Consider the following 19,496-nt stretch of genomic DNA (forward strand, 5'->3'; position numbering starts at 1 on the left):
ATTAGGATTTAATTTTTTTGAATTTTCAGTTGATTTTATCCGCTCAAATCCATATAATAATAAAAAGGGTCAGGGGTGGTAACTTTGAAAAATGAAAAATCTTATTCAGAGTCAGTGAAGTCCTTATCAATGAGCGAAATGAAAAACGATGCCGTGGTTCAGGAAATGTTAATTGATATGATTATTCAGGAAGCCGTCCTTACTAACAAAAAGAATATCCTTGCAAAACAGATCGATGAAGCCTTGGATATGAAAAACAAACCTTTATTCTTAAAACTAAGTTCTGAAATGAACGTTTTACTCAAACAGTTTGGAAATTAAAATGCATGATTAAAAAACAGCCTAATGTTCAAAAAAGCCTCCCATAATGTTGGGAGGCTTTTCTAATTATCATCACTCTTTATGAAACATCCCCATGACCTCGGCTGTTTCGGTTATATTGACAAAAGCATTCGGATCCACTTCTTTTATCATCGTTTTTACATCGGTTAACTGATAACGTGTAATGACTGTCATCATTACTTTACTCTTTTCTCCTGAATATGCACCTTCACCATCCATGACTGTAATTCCACGATATAGGTTGGTCAGGAGCTTCGTTTTCATTTCGTCACTCTTTTTGGTAACGATCATCAATGTTAATTTAATGTGATTGGAATGGATCGTATCGATCACCTTTCCTGCTGCATAAATGGAAATCAGCGTATATAATGCGGCATCCCACCCAAAGATGAAGCCTGAGATAACCACCACAACTGCATTCATCACCGAAAGCAATGTACCAAGTGGAAAGTCGCTCTTCTTAGCCAATAGCATGGCAATGATATCAAAACCGCCCGAAGACCCCGAAGCACGAAAGATGATGCCTATACCGAATCCCGATATGATTCCGCCAAATAAAGAAGACAAAATCGGTTCAGTGGATATTCCGTGAACTGGAATGAGGTATAAACTGACCGAAATCACGACAACTGATAATATCGTATAGGTGATAAAGCGTCTCCCTAATTTCAGGTATCCAAGAATCAGCAGTGGCAGGTTCAACAAAAAATTCAATATCCCTGTGTTGACTGGGGTAATGATTCCGAACATAATCGCAAGTCCACTAAGTCCGCTGCTTAAAATTAAATGAGGTATCAAAAATAAGTTGTAGGCTACTGCAACAAGCACTGAGCCTATAGTGATGAAAAGTACATTATACATATCCGATCTCCTTAAAACGAACTGGGAATTTAATTTATTATAGTAGAGAACCTAAGATTTTTAAAAATAATAGTTTTTTCTGAAAACAACTACAAACTACCCCTTTCCAAAGAAAAAAAGCCAGCTGATTATCAGCTGGCTTTCAATCACCCTTTGTATCTGCATTTTCAACCGTGGAAATCCGCTCGAGCATGGTTGGATGGGAATAGCGCAGCCATTTTACCAGGAATGGTGGGTTGACCTGACTCAAACCCGACCTCGTGAGTTCCTGGAACGTCGTGATTGCTGATTCTTTATCCCCGGTCATTTCAATGGCATAGCGGTCAGCCCTTGTTTCTTGATATCTGGAAACATAATTGGACAGCGGACTTGAAGCAAAGAGCAGCACTGACGTTATTAAGAGAAATAATGGAAGAGAAGAAATGCTGTCAACCGAACGAACCTTTAACAGATGGCCCCAGCGTCTAATGATAAAATTCATGATTTTCGATGTCAGCCACAAACCGATTAAAGTCAGTCCTAAATAACCTGCAATCCCTATATAAATGTGCTTTTCCACATAATGAGCCATTTCATGTGCCATGATAAAAAGGATTTCATCTTCCTTCAGTTTGTTCAGGGTCGTATCCCAAAGGACTATTCTTGAGTTGGAACCTATGCCGGTCACGTATGCATTCAAGGCATTTGTCTTTTCCGCCATATTTACTTCATACACGTGTTCAGCCGGAATTTCAGCCTGTGAGGCAAGTGTCAATATTTCCGTTTCCAGCTCTTTATTTTTGAGCGGATAGAATTCATTGTACAGCGGATCAATCAGTACAGGCTGAACAAACATCAGGAACAAGGTAAATGGAATGGACAACATCCAAGCATAGAGCCACCACTTCTTCACACTTTTCTTCATTAACCAATATAAAACGGAAACGATGATGAACATCATCCCAAAATTCACCCAGAATTCTATGACTCCATCCTTCATCCACGAGGTGAAACTTTGTGTACTTATATGGTAACTCTTGCTCATCCTATATCCAATGAAACTGATTGGAAACAGTGCCAGGTAAGAAATCACGGAAAGCCAAAATAAGTAAATGCCCGTTCTGATCACTTTCCGTCTCGAGACTGCCATTGACGACTTTTCAAATGCTTTCGAAAAACCAAATAATAAAATGAAGAAATAAAGCAGCCATTCATATGGCGTGGATACGAAAAAAATAAAATTCCGCAGTCCTGAATACTCTTCGCTAAGCTTTAGTTCCCTTGCATTCAGGAATGTTGCAGGATCTGCTGCAGTTCCACGCAAAGCTTCGGGAATGGAGGTATCAGCTCCATAAAAAATATACCAATACATCGCTGCTGCATAAAGGATATATAATAGAATCGCTCTTCCAGCCCATTTTCTAACCATGATGCCCCTCCTTAAACGAATCTCCCTCTTATTAGTTTAATCCAAAATGGACAGGTTAGAACCGCATTTTCTTTCTATATTATTTATTCCTTTCAATCTCCAACATTTGTTGATTTTTTATCCTTTATTATCAACCTTAAGATTTCACAGAATACACCTGTACTTCCGAGATGAGGAGGCGGAATGATGCATATGCAGAGACATTAAAAAACGGGGGGCTGGGGACGTATAAGGCACCGATGAATTTGTCTCTCTGCCGCCACCTAATTGCTTTGATCAAAATCGTTTCATCAAAGTTTATGATTAGTCATCCCTTCATCCCGCTACTTTGAAACCTATACAAAAGTGCCATAAGCTCCGGTCGATTATTAACATTCAGTTTTCTGTAAATCCGGCTTATATAGTTTTTTACCGTGCCGATGGATAGAAAAAGTTTTTTTGAAATTTGCTGATTCGTTTCGCCTTGGGTTAGGAGGATAAGCAGTTCATACTCGCGTTTAGAAAAGGCCCCCAATTTTTCGATTGCCTTATCCAAAGTTACTGGTGATCTTTCAACATCCTGCTGCAGCTTCTTCATTAAAATTGATTTAAATGAGGCAGGATAAACTATCTGGCCGTTGGCACATTGACGGATTGCCGACAGCACTTGTTTCATTCCGCCATCCTGTAACACATAACCTGCTGCACCATGGCATATCGCTTCGATAAGAAAATGATCTTCTGAATAGGTAGTAAAAATGAGGAAAGGAGTAGATGGATGTTTTTCCTTTAGGATTGGCATGACTTCCTGCCCATACTTCCCTGATGACCGGGCATCAATAAGAATGACATCCGGCATGACTGATGATGTATGATCAGAATCAAGAAGTTCCATTTCATCTCCGGTTATCCCCATGACCTTAATGTCTTCTTCTTTTTCGATGATTCCCTCAAGTCCTACCTGACCACCATATATCATTAGCTTAATCGACTTCATAACTTCACCCGTTACTTTCATTATTTGTTATTAATCCGATAATTTTTTATAATTGCCTGCCGCGAATAGTTCTATTGGTCTATATTTTACATCATTAATTCACTTGATAACAAATTTAAACTGTAGAATGCTTAAAAATGGGCACCTCCTGACAAGTAAAAAGGCTATCAACCCGTTTGCCTTCAGGATGATAGCCTTTTTCTTTGTTCCTCATCTATGAGCGTATCAAGTTTCATGATGCTCTCTTCTGCCCGTACAAAATCAATTTTGCGATAATGGTGTTTTCCACCTTCTTCTTCATCTTTTTCGTCGGCCCATTTGACGACTTGCTGAAGCGGTGTACGAACAATATCATTTGAAGGTAAGAACGAATCGGTGTGAAATAAAATGGCGAGGGAAATGGTCTTTGCCTTTATCGGGTTTTCTCCCAAGCGGATTAACAGTTTATGTGCTCGTTCTGCACCTTTGATGGGATGGATATCATTTTGTTTATACAGATCATAATCCCATTTACCATTGCGATACCAGGTGAAATGACCCATATCATGCAAAAGTCCAGCTTTAGCAGCAATATCAGGGTCTATATTATATTCGTTTGCTAAGTGAAACGCATGGTATGCTACCGCAATTGCATGTGCTAGACCTGAACGGTTCAAGTATTTTTGAGCAATGGGATGTGTAAAAATATCCAAAAGCTTTACATCTCTCATCTAACTCCTCCTTACAATTATGTGGAAATTTTTAATGACAATCATAACTCTTTTCGAAACAAGAATCAAGATTTTAAGATTCTCCTATATATTTTATGCAGCCTGATACACTTTGGTTGTACAAAAAAGGACCATTGCCGGTTATAGGCAATGATCCCCTTATGATCAATAAATTAGTTTTGTAGTACATGGTTTTTCAAGGAGCGGCGTAAAATTTTACCAGTCGCATTTTTTGGAAGTTCATCCAAAAAATCAATTTTTGCCGGTACCTTATATTTGGCCAAGTGTTCCATGCAATAGGCAAGAAGTTCTTCCTCGGTCAATGCATTGTCTTTCTTTACCACAAAGCATTTAACCACTTCTCCCTGATTGGGATCCGGAACGCCTATGGCTGCTGCTTCAACTACTTCAGGATGGGCATAAAGAATCTCCTCCACTTCACGTGGATAGACATTATAGCCACCGACGATGATAAGCTCCTTTTTACGGTCTACAATGAAAAAATAGCCTTCATCATCCATCCTGGCTAAATCGCCTGTATATAACCAACCATTTTTCAAGACAGCGGCTGATTCTTCAGGCATTTTATAATAACCCTTCATTACATTGGGACCTCTGGCGATCAATTCTCCTACCCCATTGATCGGCACTTCTTCTCCAAGCTCATTGACCACTTTGTTTTCAACCCTAAGGATGGAGGTTCCGATGGATCCCGCCTTCCTTGGACGATCCAAAGGATTGAAGCAGGTAACAGGGGATGCTTCGGATAAGCCGTATCCTTCTGAAACCCTGACATTAAATTTCCGCTCGAATGATTCAAGCAGGGACACTGGCATGGCAGATCCGCCCGATATGCATATCCGCAACGACTTCAAAGCATCTTCTTTCGCATCTGGATATTGGAAAAGAAAGTTATACATCGTAGGCACTCCAGCAAAAACGGTTGCTTCATATTTTTTGATTTGCCTGAATATTTCCTTTGGACTGAATTGCGGGACAATTAAAAGCGTACCTCCGCTTATCAATGGGGCATTCACGACTACCGTTAAACTGAAAACATGGAACATTGGCAATGTCGTAATGACACGGTCACTTTCCGTGATTTTTAAATATTCACCAACATCATGTGCATTGGAAAATATATTGGTATGTGTAAGCATGGCCCCCTTTGGTTTCCCCGTTGTCCCGGAAGTATAGAGTATGATTGCAGTATCTTCAGGATCCAGTTCTGGACCTTTAAAGCCATCATCCCCCGATTCGATCATTTTTGTAAACGATTCCATTTTTGGGTAGATGTTAAATTGGCTATTATCCCTATTAACCGGCTGCGTTTCACAAATTACATATTGCTCTACGGTTGAGAGGATCGGGTTCATTTTCTCTAGTAAGGGTAAAAGCTTATCTAATGCCACAACAACCTTTACATCGCCATTATTCAGGATGTAACCAATCTCGTCAGGTGTGTAAATTGGATTGACGGGAATTACGGTCGCCCCTGCTCGCATAGCTCCATACAACGAAATGATGAAATGTGGAGAGTTTCCCAATAACAGTGCAACGTTATCACCTTTTGAAACACCAAGCCTATGTAATTCGTCTGCGAACTTCGTAACGGCTTTATCCAATTCCCCATATGAAGTGGATTGATCCATAAAGTAATATGCTGGCTTACCAGCCTTTTTTAAAGCCATTTGATGAAGCTGTTCAGATAAATTCATCTTTCTCCCTCCCCTGCAAATAGCATGAATGAATAGTCATTCATTTTTATGGTGAACTAAATACATTTTTATTATATTAAAAGAAAGCGATCACAGCAACAATTTTATCCATATTCAAGCAATTACTGTCATTATTAGACACAAAAGCCGTCCTATTAAGTCGGGACGGCTTTTTCAGGCTTAATATATTAAAGCCACTATTTCTTCTTTCGTTACATTGCCAAAATAATGACGAACATCAATCTCATCTAGTACACTGCTGATTGCTTCCTTTTCATAGCGTGTTCCAGTAAGCTTTTGTTCAATATCCGCAACCTCTCCTACCCCGAAGAAATCACCGTAGATTTTACAATTTCCAATGATTCCCCTGTTCACTTCTAGGCGGATGTCAACAGATCCCACAGCAAATCTATGTGAGTTTTGCAAGTTGAATTTAGGTGACTTTCCGTAATTCCACTCCCAGTTTTGATACCTTTCTTCCGAGATTTTGTGAATTTTCTCCCAATCCGTCTCCGTTAAAACATACTCTGTAACCTTTCCGCTATCTTTGAAAATATTTTGCAGAAGGTATGAACGGAATTCTTCAACGGACATCGGTTCTTTTAAGAAATCAGCGATATTGCCGACACGGCTTCTTATCGATTTAATCCCTTTGGACTCGATTTTATCTTTTTTCACTTTTAAAGCGGATACAATGTGATCCATTTCTGATTGAAACAGCAATGTCCCATGACTGAACATTCTGCCCTTCGTTGAAAACATCGCGTTTCCCGAGATTTTCTTTCCTTCAGCCAAAATATCGTTACGACCGCTCAATTCAGCATGTATTCCAAGTTTCTCAAGCGTTTCCACGACAGGTTGAGTGAATTTTTTGAAATTATGGAAACTATCCCCGTCATCCCTCGTAATGAAACTGAAATTGAGATTCCCTAGGTCATGATAAACCGCTCCACCCCCGGAAAGGCGGCGAACAACTGTAATGCCATTTCCATCTACATAATCTGCATTGATTTCTTCAATCGTGTTTTGATTTCTACCTATGATGATTGAAGGACGATTAATGTAAAAAAGTAGATAAGTTTCATCTATATTTAAATGTTTAAGCGCATATTCTTCGATGGCCAGGTTAATTCTTGGATCTGTAATTCCCTTATTATCAATAAAAAGCACAATTGTTCCTCCTTGTAGACTTCATATCACTGATGTTTCATTTATAGTTGGAATTCGAGATTGGTTTTAGCAACCGCTATTTCCCTTTTGAATACCTCGGATGCTTCTTTTTTCAGTTGATCTAGATTCCCATAATGAGGGAGATGAGTTAACAGCAAAAGCTGGACGTCAGCCTTTTCTGCTAGCATGCCCGCTTCTCTTGCCGTCATATGTCCAGCCTTTGAACCATCCATATCACTGTAAAAGTTACTTTCACATAATAAAACATTAGCGTCTTTAGCGAAATCTGCAAGCTCATCCATATATGAACTGTCACCTGTGTAAACTATCGAATGATTTTCAGCTTCAATCCTCATTGCATAACAAGGGACTGGATGTTTTGTTTTCATGAACGTAAATTTACACGGTCCAATGGTTAAGGGTTGATCAGCAGAATAGGCTATACCCTTTGTCACGTCTTTATAAGTTAATTTACCAAATTCGACTTCGTCTAAATCATGACCATAAATAGGAATGGTCCTTTTTTCGCTGCCCAATATCTGCTGAATGAACGCAGCGTGCTGCAGGACACCAATATCCGCTACATGATCCGGATGATAGTGGGATAATACAACTGCACCAAGGTCCTCCGGCTTCATATGGTTTTGCAGCTGTGATAGAACACCGCTGCCACAATCAAGCAGAATGCGAAAATCTTCATATTCAAGCAAATAGCCGGAACTTGCCTCATTTTTAGCTGGATAACCGCCCCAGCAGCCAATTACGGTGATTTTCATGCTTAGGCACTCCTTTTTTTCTCTCAATGACTTCCCCATTAATATAAACTATTCTTGCCCTTATTTCACCTTTTTTACTTATGTTATAAAACATTCATTGACTTTATAAATCTGTTATAATACAATGAAACCATAGAAAAGCGAATAATAAAAAAATTCAGGAGATGATGTTCATGATTCAAAGTAGCGTTGAGTTCTTTAAAAACCTGCCTCCGAAACAATGCACGGAATGCGGAAAAAAAATTGAAGAACAGCACGAATGTTATGGAAACCACTGTGATCATTGCCTTTCTGGAGAGTAGTAGTCTTGTGTTTCACCATCCGCTTCCCAAATAGCAGGATGATTTCATATAAGGTTCGATTTCGCAGCTGAAAAACATCCCCAATAAAAAGAAGAGATACCGACGATCGGTATCTCTTCTTTTTATTGGGATTCATTGCCTTCCAGCAAAAAAAATAGAATTATCACGTAACGGATAATCCTTTGAACAAATATATTTTAAATAGTTCAGCAATTTCCTCTTTCTCTAATGGGGCATGGTTCCTTTCCCAATCAAAAATCAGGGCAAGGTACATCTTTAACATCAGGAAAGCTGTTATCTCTGGATCACAAGGCTGTATATAGCCCTTTTCAATCGCTATTTTTAGTTTTTCCTTAATGTAGGATACAATGGCTTCTTCCATTTCATTAACCATTTCTTGAACGGCCGGCGTACCAATTTCCCGTTCCTCCTGAAGAAGTTTCAAAGATAATTGATGTTCCTGCCTGAACTCCAGAATTCGATAAACGGCCCGATGCAGATTTTCAAAAAAGGAGAGTTGGTCATCCAAAGATTGTTCCGCCTCATATTTCATTTCCTCAATCATCCGCTGAACGATTTCTTTAAACAGTTCTTCTTTATTTTTATAAAAGGTATAAATGGTCCCTTTACCCACATTGGCAATTTTAGCGACTTGATCCATCGTCGTTGCCTTATATCCAAAAAGTGAAAACGACTTGGTCGCGGCTTCTAAAATTAATTTTTTACGATCAACAGACATTTCACACCTCTAATCCTGACCAATCGGACAAAACAGTCATTATGTTCAACGATATCATACCAAAAATATTCAGTCTTTTCAATTAAATTTTCAATTTTTTAGAGAAACAATGGCCATCCTCCTTACTGGACAGCCACTTTTTCGAAAATAGGATATTTATTTAAGTCAGCAAGGTAAAGTAAAAAAGCGTCGCTTTTCCAGGTGTATAGCATCTATCAACTTCATATGAAAATATGTAGAGCACATTGCAAGCATGGTTAAACTAATTACCTCTTTTGACTGATCACTTTTCCTGTAATTTATTTAATATGATTGTGGCCAAAGCATCGATGAATTCAGGTTTAACATTGGGCATATCAGGCCTATAGTAGCATGCACCAATATCTTCAGTCACAACCTTACATTCATAATCGTTATCATAAAGGACTTCAAGATGCTCGGCAACAAAGCCAACAGGAATATAAATGAAAGCTTTATAACCTTTTGCTTGATGAAGATCTCTGGTTAAATCCTGTACATCAGGTCCCAACCATGGTTCAGGTGTTTGTCCAGCACTTTGCCAGCCTACTGCATAATTGGTAACCCCTGCGCCCTTAGCAATCATGTCTGCCGTTTCTTTCAGTTGATTTGGATACGGATCTCCTGATTGCAAGATTTTTTCAGGGAGGCTATGTGCCGACACAATCAAAGCGAAATTATCGCGTTCTTCCGAGGTCATTTTTCCGATTACTTCTTTTACTTGGTCTACCCAATATTGAATGAATTTTGGCTCATCATACCAGCTTTCAACGGAAGTGATGGTCAGGTCCCCCAATTTAGCGGCTTCATCCTCGGCACGTCCATTATAAGACTTCACGCTGAATGTTGAAAAATGCGGTGCCAAAACTATACTGACCGCTTCTTTGATTCCATCTTCATGCATTTGTTTCACTGCGTCTTCAACAAAAGGTTCAATATGTTTCAGTCCAAGATATGCCTTGAATTCAACTTCCTCCTGAACGGAATTCAATTTCTTTTCAAGGGCTTCAGCTTGTCCTGCTGTTATTTTTGCAAGCGGGGATAATCCACCGATCGCTTCATATCTGCCTTTTAGGTCGGCAATCAATTCGTCGCTAGGCCGTCTCCCATGACGAATATGTGTATAATATCTTTCAATATCCTCTTCAGTGTACGGAGTACCATAAGCCATCACTAAAAGGCCCATTTTTTTTCTTGACATGAAGTTACACCTCTTTTAAAAATTTCGTTCTTTTATTGTTCATCCAATTAAGTATTTTTAGCAAATGGATCGCTCACCTTACTTCATTTTTGATGAATATTCATGAATGAAAGCGGTCAGCCTCTTCAGTGTTTCCGGGTTTACGGAAGGGAAAACCCCATGTCCAAGATTAAAGATGTAGCCATCTTGTTCCATGCCCTGATCCAGGATCCTTTTTGTCCGTTCTTCTATAACATCCCATGATGATAATAGTAGGGCAGGATCAAGATTACCTTGTACCGTTTTCTGTATTCCCATTTGTCTTGCTTCTGTAATTGGTAGTCTCCAATCAAGCCCGACTACATCAATCGGAAGATCATTCCACTCAAGTGCCAAGTGACTTGCGCCGACCCCGAACATGATTAGCGGTACATTTTCTTCACGCAATGAAGAAAAGATACGAGTCATGATTGGCTTGATGAATACTCGGTAATCTTCAACGTTCAAAGCACCCACCCATGAATCAAAGATTTGGACGGCTTTAACGCCGGCTTTAATTTGTGACTTGACATAGATGATGATCATATCCGCTAACTTATCCATTAATGCAAACCAGGCCTTTGGCTCGGAATACATGAAAGCTTTCGTCTTATTGTAGTTTTTGGAGGGACCGCCTTCAATCATGTATGAAGCAATGGTGAACGGTGCCCCGGAGAAACCGATCAAAGGAACTGACAATTGCTCCGTGGTCAATAATTTAATCGTGTCCAACACATATGGGATGTCTTTCTCTGGGTTCAATTCACCTAATTTTTCAACATCTGTCACCGATTTGATCGGATTGGATATGACCGGACCGATTCCGGACTTAATCTCAACATCGACACCAATGGCTGGTAGCGGTGTCATTATATCTTTATATAAAATCGCAGCGTCAACATCATATTGCTCAACTGGCAATCTAGTCACATAAGCGCATAATTCCGGCTGATGAGTAATTTCAAAAAGGGAATACTTCTCTTTCAATTTACGGTATTCCGGCTGTGAACGGCCAGCCTGTCGCATATACCAAACAGGCACATGATCCGTTTTCTCTCCTCTCGCAGCTTTTAAAAATGTATCATTCGTAATTTCCTTAGACATTAATATCCACCTTTCAAGCAATCACGTTTCTATTTTTATTCATTACCTACATAGAATATCAGAAGGATGTTGAATTTCAAATCGAATCTCCTTAAACTATAGCTTTTTCTATAATAGAAGTATAGCCAACCTATATATTTGTCAGAAAATCGACGTTTTTATAAGTATCTTACCTGTACCCAAGCCTAATGGTTAGTTTGTAAATGGTAAAAGCACTATTCATTGGGTAAAATGGGTATACAGGTACTATATAGATATTGGAGGGGAATTTATGAATGTATTCATCACATCAGGCAGTTTCGATTTTTTGAAAATCAAAAAAGATAAGCATCCGAATGAAAAAATATTACTTATGCAAAATCCTGGCACTGCAGTACTTTTACATGAAACAGCAGGTAAAACGATCTTCAGCTCTCCACGTAAGTATGAAGTAGTTGATGGGAAAGGAAACCTTCAGGATCATGGGTATGTAGTCATGAACAATATACCTGTCAGTGAAGAAGGAAGGCCGGTATTCGAACATCGTTTTAAAAACAGGGCCGAATTCATCGAAAATGAACCAGGTTTCGTCGCACTTCGTGTACTGCGGCCAATCAACTCTGAAACTTATGTAATCTTAACGATTTGGGAGAAACAAACCGATTTCTTGAACTGGAAGAAATCCAGTTCCTTTCAGAAGGCGCATAACAGCGACTCCAAAGCTCCCGTTACGAATTCCAGCCAGAAGATGTTTTCAGGTGAAGCCTATGTTACGCAGTATACTTTGGTGAAGGATTCAGAAGAATAATCCATTCTTGCTCAATAAGAGGCCCATCCCTCAAAGGTGGGCCTCTTTGAATTCATAGTAATACAGACCGTTATTTTGGACGGCCCAAAAATCATATAAACCTATAACAATCCGACAAATTCCTTCTTTATTTCCGGGGAAATGCAACGGATATTTACATATATTTCATCTAAGAATCCTTTTTTCAAAGTACTCTCCGCCCCAGGTACTTATACAAATTAAACAAGGTTAAACTATATGCAGCTCCTAGTGCAAAACCTGCCAAGATATCAGTTGGAAAATGAACTTTCATAATGATCCTGCTGACTCCGATGAGCAGAACCATACAAACGAAGCCGATTCCCACTGCCCATTTCAAAAAGTCTCCTTTAACTTCTTTAATAATTAAATAAGCAACCATACTGAAGAAAATAAGGCCTACCATTGCGTGACCACTTGGAAAACTGAAACCGGTGGTCTCCATCAAATGATTTTCAGGGCGCGCTCTTTGAATATGATTTTTTATCCACCCGTTTAATACATCGCCCCCAGTGACTCCGATAGAGAATACGGCCATGGTCCAATAATCCTTCTTTATTATCCACAAATATAGAACACATAGTAAGCTTCCAAAACCAATGAACTTGGATTTCCCAAGATAGGTAATGGACTTGAAGAAAGTGAACGAAAAAGTATTTTCACCTACGGAAAAAAGTTCCGCAATATATGTATCGAACGCTAAAGTCTTCTCACTCTGGACTTCATGCATCAAAAAAAAGAATAGCAACAAGCAAAGCAAAACCATAGCAATCCAGGAATATTTAATCATTATATAACTCTCCTCGAGGTATTTAATTCTCTTTGAATTATTCAGAATATGATATACTATTTACAATTAAACCAATCATTGGGAGGTGCAAAATGATACAGCGATTACACAATCTTCTAGATGGTTCGTATGAAGAAATGGTTTCCATCAGGCGTTATCTTCATCAACATCCCGAGCTTTCTTTTCAAGAAACCCAAACGGCGGCCTTCATCGCTGGATATTATGAAAAACTTGGAATCGAACACCGGACGAATGTAGGCGGTAATGGTGTTATTGCCAAGGTCACAGGCAATAAGCCTGGTAAAACCGTAGCATTGCGCGCTGATTTCGACGCCTTACCCATTCAAGATGAAAAAGAAGTTTCCTATAAATCTTCCGTACCCGGGGTAATGCATGCGTGTGGACACGATGGCCATACTGCGACACTCCTTGTCCTTGCAAAAAACCTGAATGAACTGAAGGATGAGCTCGAAGGTGAATATATATTTATCCATCAGCATGCTGAAGAATATGCTCCAGGAGGTGCCAAACCAATGATTGAGGCTGGCTGCCTTGATGGGGTGGATGTAATTTTCGGCACCCATTTATGGGCTACTGTCCCTACCGGAACAGTCCAATACGCTTATGGACCTATTATGGCCGCTGCTGACCGTTTTGAAATCATCATTCAAGGGCAGGGCGGCCATGGAGCCCAGCCGCATAAAACCCGTGATGCAATCGTAGTCGGCTCTCAGCTAGTCATGGCCCTACAGCAAATAGTAAGCCGCCGCCTTAACCCAATAGATTCTGCAGTCATTACCGTCGGTTCCTTTGTAGCGGATAATGCCTTTAACGTCATAGCAGATAAGGCTAAAATAATCGGTACCGTCCGCACTTTCAAGGAAGATGTCCGTTCATTCATAAGCGAAGAAATGGAGCGAATTGTTAAAGGAACCTGCCTAGCTGCTGACTGCACTTATGAATATCAATACTTTCAAGGTTATCCAGCTGTTATTCCACATGTTGAGGAAACTAAATTCCTAATCGAAAGCACTGAGTCCGTCAAGGAAGTTTTGATTACAGAGGAAATCGACCCGGATATGACAGGTGAAGATTTTTCTTATTATTTACAAAATGTAAAAGGTACATTCTTCTTTACAGGGGCCAGGCCAAAAAATGAACATACATATCCGCATCATCATCCTTTGTTTGACATTGATGAAAAAGCGATGCTCATTGCAGCCAAAATATTAGGCACTGCAGCGGTAACCTATCACAATAAGAAACAATCATCCCAAAAGGTGAATGAATCTTTATTGCGGTAATGGTAAAGGGACGGGTTATCCCCGTCCCTTTACTCTTTAAGAAGTCTAATTCGGTAACAATTTACAGCCGTCTCCCCAAGATGTTCCAACAAATGATGGTTGGCATATGCACCGACAGCTGCCCCAAAACCTGGAACAAGCTGGAACATTTTGATGACATCGATGTGATCGCGATATTCCTGCTGAAATTCTTGCCAGTCTATTTCCGGCCATTTACCTGAATCCCATTCTTCTATTACCCGTAACGTTTCCAGTTTTTTTTCCTCGCTTGAAAATGCCATCTGGAAGATATGGAGAATGAACAGGCGTTCTTCATATTTATTTGGATCGAAACCGTATATACGGGATATTTCGAATAATAACTTCATCTTGATGCTAAGCAGTAATGGGAAATCTGCCAATCCAATTAAAAGCCCTGCCGCCCCGGTTCCCACACCTTCTATAACGGCAGTTTTCCGATATGCCGTTACAGTTTCCGCAACCCATTCTTCTTTTTGCTGCAAGGATAGAAGCACTACATTTTTTTCTTTAGACATATATTTAGAACCTGATAATACGGCCTCTATCATCCCTTTAATACTATCAGTAATCATTTTGTGCACTCGATCTGGAATATAACTATTCAATTTGATTTGCGCCTTTTTGGACATCCGCTCAAGTCTGCCGGATTTCTTGGCTACTTTCTTTTTCCATGATACTAGTTCCGATAATGCCTTTTGTCCATATTCATCCATCATTTAACACCTCCGTTAAATATGTATATACCCCCAATGAAGCTTTTATTTTCAATTTTCATTTCTTAAAAGAAAAAGCTGATTTTATGAAAAATCAGCTTTTGATTAAAAGTTTTTAATTTTCTTTGCTGCATAAATTTTAAAACCGAATAAGAAAACAAGCCCCATTGCCAAGGCGGCTAAAGCGGACATCCATTCCCCTTTCACTAGCAGGACCAAACTGAAGACCAGGTCCTCAAATAATAAGAAATAGGAAATTAGCTTTATGACTGCAGATTCTCTCATTTTTGCTGGCAATGGATACAATGAGACCCATACTTTCCATTCATGAGCCTTCCAAACCGGCAGCAGCTGCAGGGCTGTCATGAATAAGAACATGAACGTTACAATTAAATGTGCCCATATGTTAGTGAATACACTTAAAATCACGGACCCAATGATAGTCAAGCGAAAACAAAGTCCCACATAATCATTGGATCGCAAAAGAGTACGGGCGTAAAGATAGGTATAAGTTGATTTTTCACCATACGGAATGAAAGATAATAGCCAGTCCATCCATTTCCTTCTCGCTACTTTCCCTTTCAAATGAGGAACATCAGTAAACATGTTCGCTATTCGATAAAAAGAATTCATCCGTTTGTTTTCCAGTTCCACCAGCCGTTCCCACTTCAACACAAAACCTTTAGTTGCACTTCGGTAATACATGTAAAGTGCTAACAATATTAAAAATGTTATAAGTGAAAACAGTATATTTGCCCTTGAACAGATGAAATAAAGAATCACTCCATTAAGTAAAAAGCGGATGAGAGAGTCCCAATGGCTCACTGATGTATCCTGATATTTCAACACCTGCCAGCGCATGGTTAAATTCAAGAACTTCAAAATAAGCAAAACGACCAGGATGATTCCAAGGTCCGTACCTCCTGCACCCGTAACCTTCGAATACATCGGCATAGATGCAATTAGGACAACCAGAAGAATAAAACCCTGCATGACCCAACTTAATATCAGTGAATTCTTGAAATAGCTTCTCAACTTCGTTTCAAGCGGAAGCAGGAATACCGTATCAGGTTCTTTCAAAAAAGTATTTATCGGGCTTCTGGTTACAATGATCGATAAAACAAAGGCCATGATCAATTCAGCAGGGAAATCACTGTCTAACGTCTTCACCCAATCACTGTAATAATAAGCCAAACCACCAAGAACCAATACCATGACAAAAACAAGATGGCCATTAAAAATATAGCGAAGATATTTTTGCGTTTCATTTATATAGCCTAAATATCTTTCCTTCCAGAGATTTTGGCTATTCATGACCGATTTCTTCTTTCGTCAATTGAATGTATAAATCGTCAAGAGTTGCACCCGGCATGGAAAATTGTTCACGAAGTTGCTCAAGATTGCCTTTTGCCCGGATCTCTCCATTATGCAGTATGATGAATGAATCACAATACCTCTCGGCTGTCGCCAGTATGTGTGTAGACATTAATATTCCCGCTCCGCTCTCTTTCATTTTCCTCATCAAATCAAGCAGGGATTGAATGCCTAATGGATCAAGACCCACGAAGGGTTCGTCGACTATATATAAAGATGGCTGTACTAAAAAGGCGCACATAATCATGACCTTTTGCTTCATTCCCTTTGAAAAATGGGCAGGAAACCATTTAAGTCTTTTTTCCATATGGAATTCCTTTAATAGAACGTCCATCCTTTCTTTAAATGTGGCTTCCGCCAAACCATGTGCCATTGCCGTAAGCTTTAAATGCTCCTCAAGTGTAAGCTCATCATACAAGATTGGCGTTTCTGGAACATAAGTGAATTGTTTACGATATGTATCCGGATCCTGGGCAAGTGTTTTACCATGAATCGAGACACTTCCGCCTTTCGGCTCCATGAGTCCGATGATATGTTTAATCGTCGTACTTTTCCCAGCCCCGTTGAGCCCAATTAACCCTACTAGCTCATTCGGTTGAATGTCAAAACTTATTCCCTTTAAAACGGGCGTTTTCGTATATCCGCCCACTAATTGCTTTATTTCCAATAAGGACATATAAACGATCCTTTCTATATAGAGGTTCTTATTTCCATTTTATCAAATTCTCCTGCTTTTACATAGTCGAGTGTTCTCGGAACAAAATTTCCATAAATAACTAATTATATTTTCCCGGCTTGGTGGTCATCATATATAAGGAAGAAGGGGTTAGTCATTACGTGTGATTCACATCATAATGTAAATGAGGTGTCAGTTAAAGACGTATTACACTGAAATACCCATAAGTTTTATTACAAATGATTCACATCATATTGTAAATGAGGTGTCAGTTAAAGACGTATAACTGAATTAAACCAGAAGCTTCATTAAAAAAAAATCGTTTCGAGCAAGGAGATGGTTCTCTTGCACGTAAAAGCAGAAAAATCATTCAATAATTATCAATTATGCTTTGAAAGTTGATGAAACTTTAAAGATATAGGAGATGGTTGCTTTGAATGGAAATCTCTAAACAGATAATAACCATATTTTACTACAATGTAGATGAGGTGTTTGTCGCAGAGAATTTATGCTAATGCGAATTTTGAAGCAAAACCCCCTTTTTCGACAGGCAGGGTGCAACTTAATGTTGCATCCTGTTTTTATGATTTTTCCTTTTCTCAAGGATTCAAGCTATGGTACGATTAACCAAATACATTAACTTTTAAAGGAGCGTTTTTAATGAGTGATTGCATTTTTTGCAAAATAATCGATGGAGAAATTCCAAGTACGAAAGTTTTCGAAAATGAACATGTATTGGCATTTCTCGATATCAGTCAAGTAACAAAAGGCCATACGCTGGTAATACCTAAAGTACATAAGGAAAATCTTTATGAGTTGACACCTGAGATTGCCAAGAATCTTTTTGAAGTGGTGCCGGAAATTGCCCGCGCCATGAAGCAGGAATTCCAACCTGTAGGCCTGAATCTTTTAAATAATAATGGTGAAGCTGCAGGACAGTCCGTTTTCCATTTTCATATGCATTTAATTCCCCGGCATGGGGAAGGAGACGGCTTTGGGGCTGTTTGGAAGACGAATACCAGCGACTATACACCAGATGACCTGAAACAAATCGCTGACTCCATTGCACAGCATTTAAAATGAGACTGTGATGGCCTGTGAAGGTTACTTTCTCCTTTCGTTATATCTTTTTAAAAGAATCGGCAATTGAACTTTAGCTAAACGCTGGTTGCATGAAAAAACAATAATCCCTTTTTGGTCCTCACTCCAAAGTGCAGGACCTTTTTACTTTGGCCTATCATTAAAACGGATTGTCACTTAAAATTCTAAATTTTCCTCCTATTGAATTTAGTTTTCTGGTAGGATATATGAATAGTCTCAAATACTTTATCACATAGTCGTATAGGAGGAAAAAAATTGAAACGTGCACACAATTTTAACGCTGGGCCAGCCGCCCTTCCCTTAGAAGTTTTACAAAGAGCCCAAAACGAATGGTTGAATATTGAGGATTCCGGTATGTCCGTCATGGAATTAAGCCATAGAAGTTCGGAATTCGAAAAAATTCATAACCATGCCATTCAATCATTAAAAGACCTTATGGAAATTCCTGAGAATTATGAAGTTCTCCTGCTGCAAGGAGGAGCAAGTCTACAATTTTCCATGATTCCCATGAACATTTTGAATGATGGAAAAAGGGCAGATTATGTCCTCACTGGTTCTTGGTCGGAAAAAGCATTAAAAGAAGCCAAAAAGGTTGGTGAAACGGCCGTAGTCGCTTCATCCAAAGATGAAAAATATACGTTCATCCCTAAAGTGGAAGACATCAAATTGAATGATGATGCTGCATATCTTCATATCACAAGCAATAATACGATTTACGGAACACAGTGGAAGGAATTCCCAGAAACAGGCGACATTCCTTTAGTAGCTGATATGTCAAGCGATATTCTCAGCAAAAAGATTGATATTAGTAAATTTGGCATCATCTATGCAGGTGCACAAAAGAATCTAGGTCCGTCGGGAATCACAGTCGTTATCATCCGTAAAGATTTAATAACGGATAATGACAAAATCCCATCCATGATGAACTATTCTATCCATTCGAAAAATAAATCTTTATACAACACTCCTCCGACATTGGCCATTTACTTATTGTCCCTTGTGTTGGATTGGGCAAAAGAACAGGGCGGCGTGGAAAAGATCGCTGAAATCAATGAAGAAAAAGCAAAAGTCATTTACGATGCAATCGACGGCAGTGATGGTTTTTATAAAGGCCATGCCCTACCGGACAGCCGTTCATTAATGAATGTAACGTTCACGCTTCCGTCTGAAGAAGCTGAAGTACAATTCCTTAATGAAGTGAAGCAAGCCGGATTCGTAGGACTGAACGGTCACCGTTCCATCGGTGGCTGCAGAGCATCCATCTATAATGCGGTCCCTCTATCCCATTGCCAGGACCTTGCTGATTTCATGAAGAATTTCCAGGAATCGTATAAAGCAAAGGAAGCTCAAACCCTTTAATTCAAACAAA

Annotated in this window: 20 protein-coding genes; 6 read left to right on the top strand and 14 right to left on the bottom strand. The window is 39.3% G+C overall.

Annotated features, from left to right (window positions below; genetic code table 11):
• Positions 1-84: 84 nt before the first annotated feature.
• Positions 85-321 (top strand): IDEAL domain-containing protein, encoded by a 237-nt coding sequence (locus tag BS1321_RS06440; protein ID WP_063232239.1) that lies wholly within the window; start codon positions 85-87, stop codon positions 319-321.
• A 72-nt stretch (positions 322-393) separates the two neighbouring features.
• Here BS1321_RS06440 and BS1321_RS06445 read toward each other — a convergent pair whose 3' ends face one another.
• The 7 genes from BS1321_RS06445 to BS1321_RS06475 all read right to left on the bottom strand — a co-directional run bounded on the left by BS1321_RS06445 (position 394) and on the right by BS1321_RS06475 (position 7,961).
• Positions 394-1,203, bottom strand: coding sequence for a YitT family protein (locus BS1321_RS06445; protein WP_063232240.1), 810 nt, complete (start codon positions 1,201-1,203; stop codon positions 394-396).
• Between the two features lie 142 nt (positions 1,204-1,345).
• Entirely contained in the window at positions 1,346-2,611 is a 1,266-nt protein-coding gene (locus BS1321_RS06450) for a M48 family metallopeptidase (protein ID WP_063232241.1), read from the bottom strand.
• A gap of 307 nt (positions 2,612-2,918) precedes the next feature.
• Positions 2,919-3,587, bottom strand: a complete 669-nt coding sequence (locus BS1321_RS06455) for a LuxR C-terminal-related transcriptional regulator (RefSeq protein ID WP_162268735.1) — start codon at positions 3,585-3,587, stop codon at positions 2,919-2,921.
• A 182-nt stretch (positions 3,588-3,769) separates the two neighbouring features.
• Positions 3,770-4,297: an HD domain-containing protein gene (locus BS1321_RS06460; protein ID WP_063232243.1), complete on the bottom strand. Its 528-nt coding sequence runs from the start codon at positions 4,295-4,297 to the stop codon at positions 3,770-3,772.
• A gap of 173 nt (positions 4,298-4,470) precedes the next feature.
• Positions 4,471-6,015: a fatty acid--CoA ligase family protein gene (locus BS1321_RS06465; protein WP_063232244.1), complete on the bottom strand. Its 1,545-nt coding sequence runs from the start codon at positions 6,013-6,015 to the stop codon at positions 4,471-4,473.
• Between the two features lie 180 nt (positions 6,016-6,195).
• A complete protein-coding gene (locus BS1321_RS06470) occupies positions 6,196-7,185 on the bottom strand; it encodes a lipoate--protein ligase (protein WP_063232245.1) in 990 nt (329 codons plus the stop codon).
• A 41-nt stretch (positions 7,186-7,226) separates the two neighbouring features.
• Positions 7,227-7,961 carry an MBL fold metallo-hydrolase gene (locus BS1321_RS06475; RefSeq protein ID WP_063232246.1) on the bottom strand — a complete coding sequence of 245 codons (735 nt, stop codon included), beginning with the start codon at positions 7,959-7,961 and terminating at the stop codon, positions 7,227-7,229.
• A gap of 173 nt (positions 7,962-8,134) precedes the next feature.
• Here BS1321_RS06475 and yhfH point away from each other — a divergent pair, with 173 nt between their 5' ends.
• Positions 8,135-8,263 carry a protein YhfH gene (gene yhfH / locus BS1321_RS06480; RefSeq protein ID WP_065310849.1) on the top strand — a complete coding sequence of 43 codons (129 nt, stop codon included), beginning with the start codon at positions 8,135-8,137 and terminating at the stop codon, positions 8,261-8,263.
• Between the two features lie 163 nt (positions 8,264-8,426).
• On the opposite strand, the gene BS1321_RS06485 is transcribed toward yhfH, so the two are convergent.
• From BS1321_RS06485 to hemE, 3 genes are all read right to left on the bottom strand, one after another.
• Positions 8,427-9,002 (bottom strand): TetR/AcrR family transcriptional regulator, encoded by a 576-nt coding sequence (locus tag BS1321_RS06485; RefSeq protein ID WP_063232247.1) that lies wholly within the window; start codon positions 9,000-9,002, stop codon positions 8,427-8,429.
• Positions 9,003-9,285: 283 nt separating this feature from the next.
• Positions 9,286-10,221 carry a ferrochelatase gene (hemH, locus tag BS1321_RS06490; RefSeq protein ID WP_063232248.1) on the bottom strand — a complete coding sequence of 312 codons (936 nt, stop codon included), beginning with the start codon at positions 10,219-10,221 and terminating at the stop codon, positions 9,286-9,288.
• A 78-nt stretch (positions 10,222-10,299) separates the two neighbouring features.
• A complete protein-coding gene (hemE, locus tag BS1321_RS06495; RefSeq protein WP_063232249.1) occupies positions 10,300-11,343 on the bottom strand; it encodes a uroporphyrinogen decarboxylase in 1,044 nt (347 codons plus the stop codon).
• Positions 11,344-11,614: 271 nt separating this feature from the next.
• On the opposite strand from hemE, the gene BS1321_RS06500 reads away from it, so the two are divergent.
• A complete protein-coding gene (locus tag BS1321_RS06500; protein ID WP_063232250.1) occupies positions 11,615-12,130 on the top strand; it encodes an antibiotic biosynthesis monooxygenase family protein in 516 nt (171 codons plus the stop codon).
• A gap of 184 nt (positions 12,131-12,314) precedes the next feature.
• Here BS1321_RS06500 and BS1321_RS06505 read toward each other — a convergent pair whose 3' ends face one another.
• Positions 12,315-12,938 (bottom strand): phosphatase PAP2 family protein, encoded by a 624-nt coding sequence (locus tag BS1321_RS06505; protein ID WP_063232251.1) that lies wholly within the window; start codon positions 12,936-12,938, stop codon positions 12,315-12,317.
• Positions 12,939-13,030: 92 nt separating this feature from the next.
• Here BS1321_RS06505 and BS1321_RS06510 point away from each other — a divergent pair, with 92 nt between their 5' ends.
• Entirely contained in the window at positions 13,031-14,242 is a 1,212-nt protein-coding gene (locus BS1321_RS06510; protein WP_063232252.1) for a M20 family metallopeptidase, read from the top strand.
• Between the two features lie 29 nt (positions 14,243-14,271).
• On the opposite strand, the gene BS1321_RS06515 is transcribed toward BS1321_RS06510, so the two are convergent.
• From BS1321_RS06515 to BS1321_RS06525, 3 genes are all read right to left on the bottom strand, one after another.
• A complete protein-coding gene (locus BS1321_RS06515) occupies positions 14,272-14,979 on the bottom strand; it encodes an EcsC family protein (protein ID WP_311631705.1) in 708 nt (235 codons plus the stop codon).
• A gap of 102 nt (positions 14,980-15,081) precedes the next feature.
• Entirely contained in the window at positions 15,082-16,290 is a 1,209-nt protein-coding gene (locus BS1321_RS06520) for an ABC transporter permease (RefSeq protein WP_063232253.1), read from the bottom strand.
• Positions 16,283-17,026: an ABC transporter ATP-binding protein gene (locus BS1321_RS06525; RefSeq protein ID WP_048677969.1), complete on the bottom strand. Its 744-nt coding sequence runs from the start codon at positions 17,024-17,026 to the stop codon at positions 16,283-16,285. The genes BS1321_RS06520 and BS1321_RS06525 overlap by 8 nt, the downstream gene beginning before the upstream one ends.
• 660 nt (positions 17,027-17,686) lie before the next feature.
• Here BS1321_RS06525 and BS1321_RS06530 point away from each other — a divergent pair.
• Together BS1321_RS06530 and serC are read left to right on the top strand one after the other, a co-directional pair.
• Positions 17,687-18,109: an HIT family protein gene (locus tag BS1321_RS06530; RefSeq protein ID WP_063232254.1), complete on the top strand. Its 423-nt coding sequence runs from the start codon at positions 17,687-17,689 to the stop codon at positions 18,107-18,109.
• Positions 18,110-18,382: 273 nt separating this feature from the next.
• Positions 18,383-19,486 carry a 3-phosphoserine/phosphohydroxythreonine transaminase gene (gene serC, locus BS1321_RS06535; protein WP_063232255.1) on the top strand — a complete coding sequence of 368 codons (1,104 nt, stop codon included), beginning with the start codon at positions 18,383-18,385 and terminating at the stop codon, positions 19,484-19,486.
• The last annotated feature ends 10 nt before the right edge of the window (positions 19,487-19,496 follow it).

The organism is Peribacillus simplex NBRC 15720 = DSM 1321 (assembly GCF_002243645.1).
Lineage (GTDB): Bacteria > Bacillota > Bacilli > Bacillales > DSM-1321 > Peribacillus > Peribacillus simplex.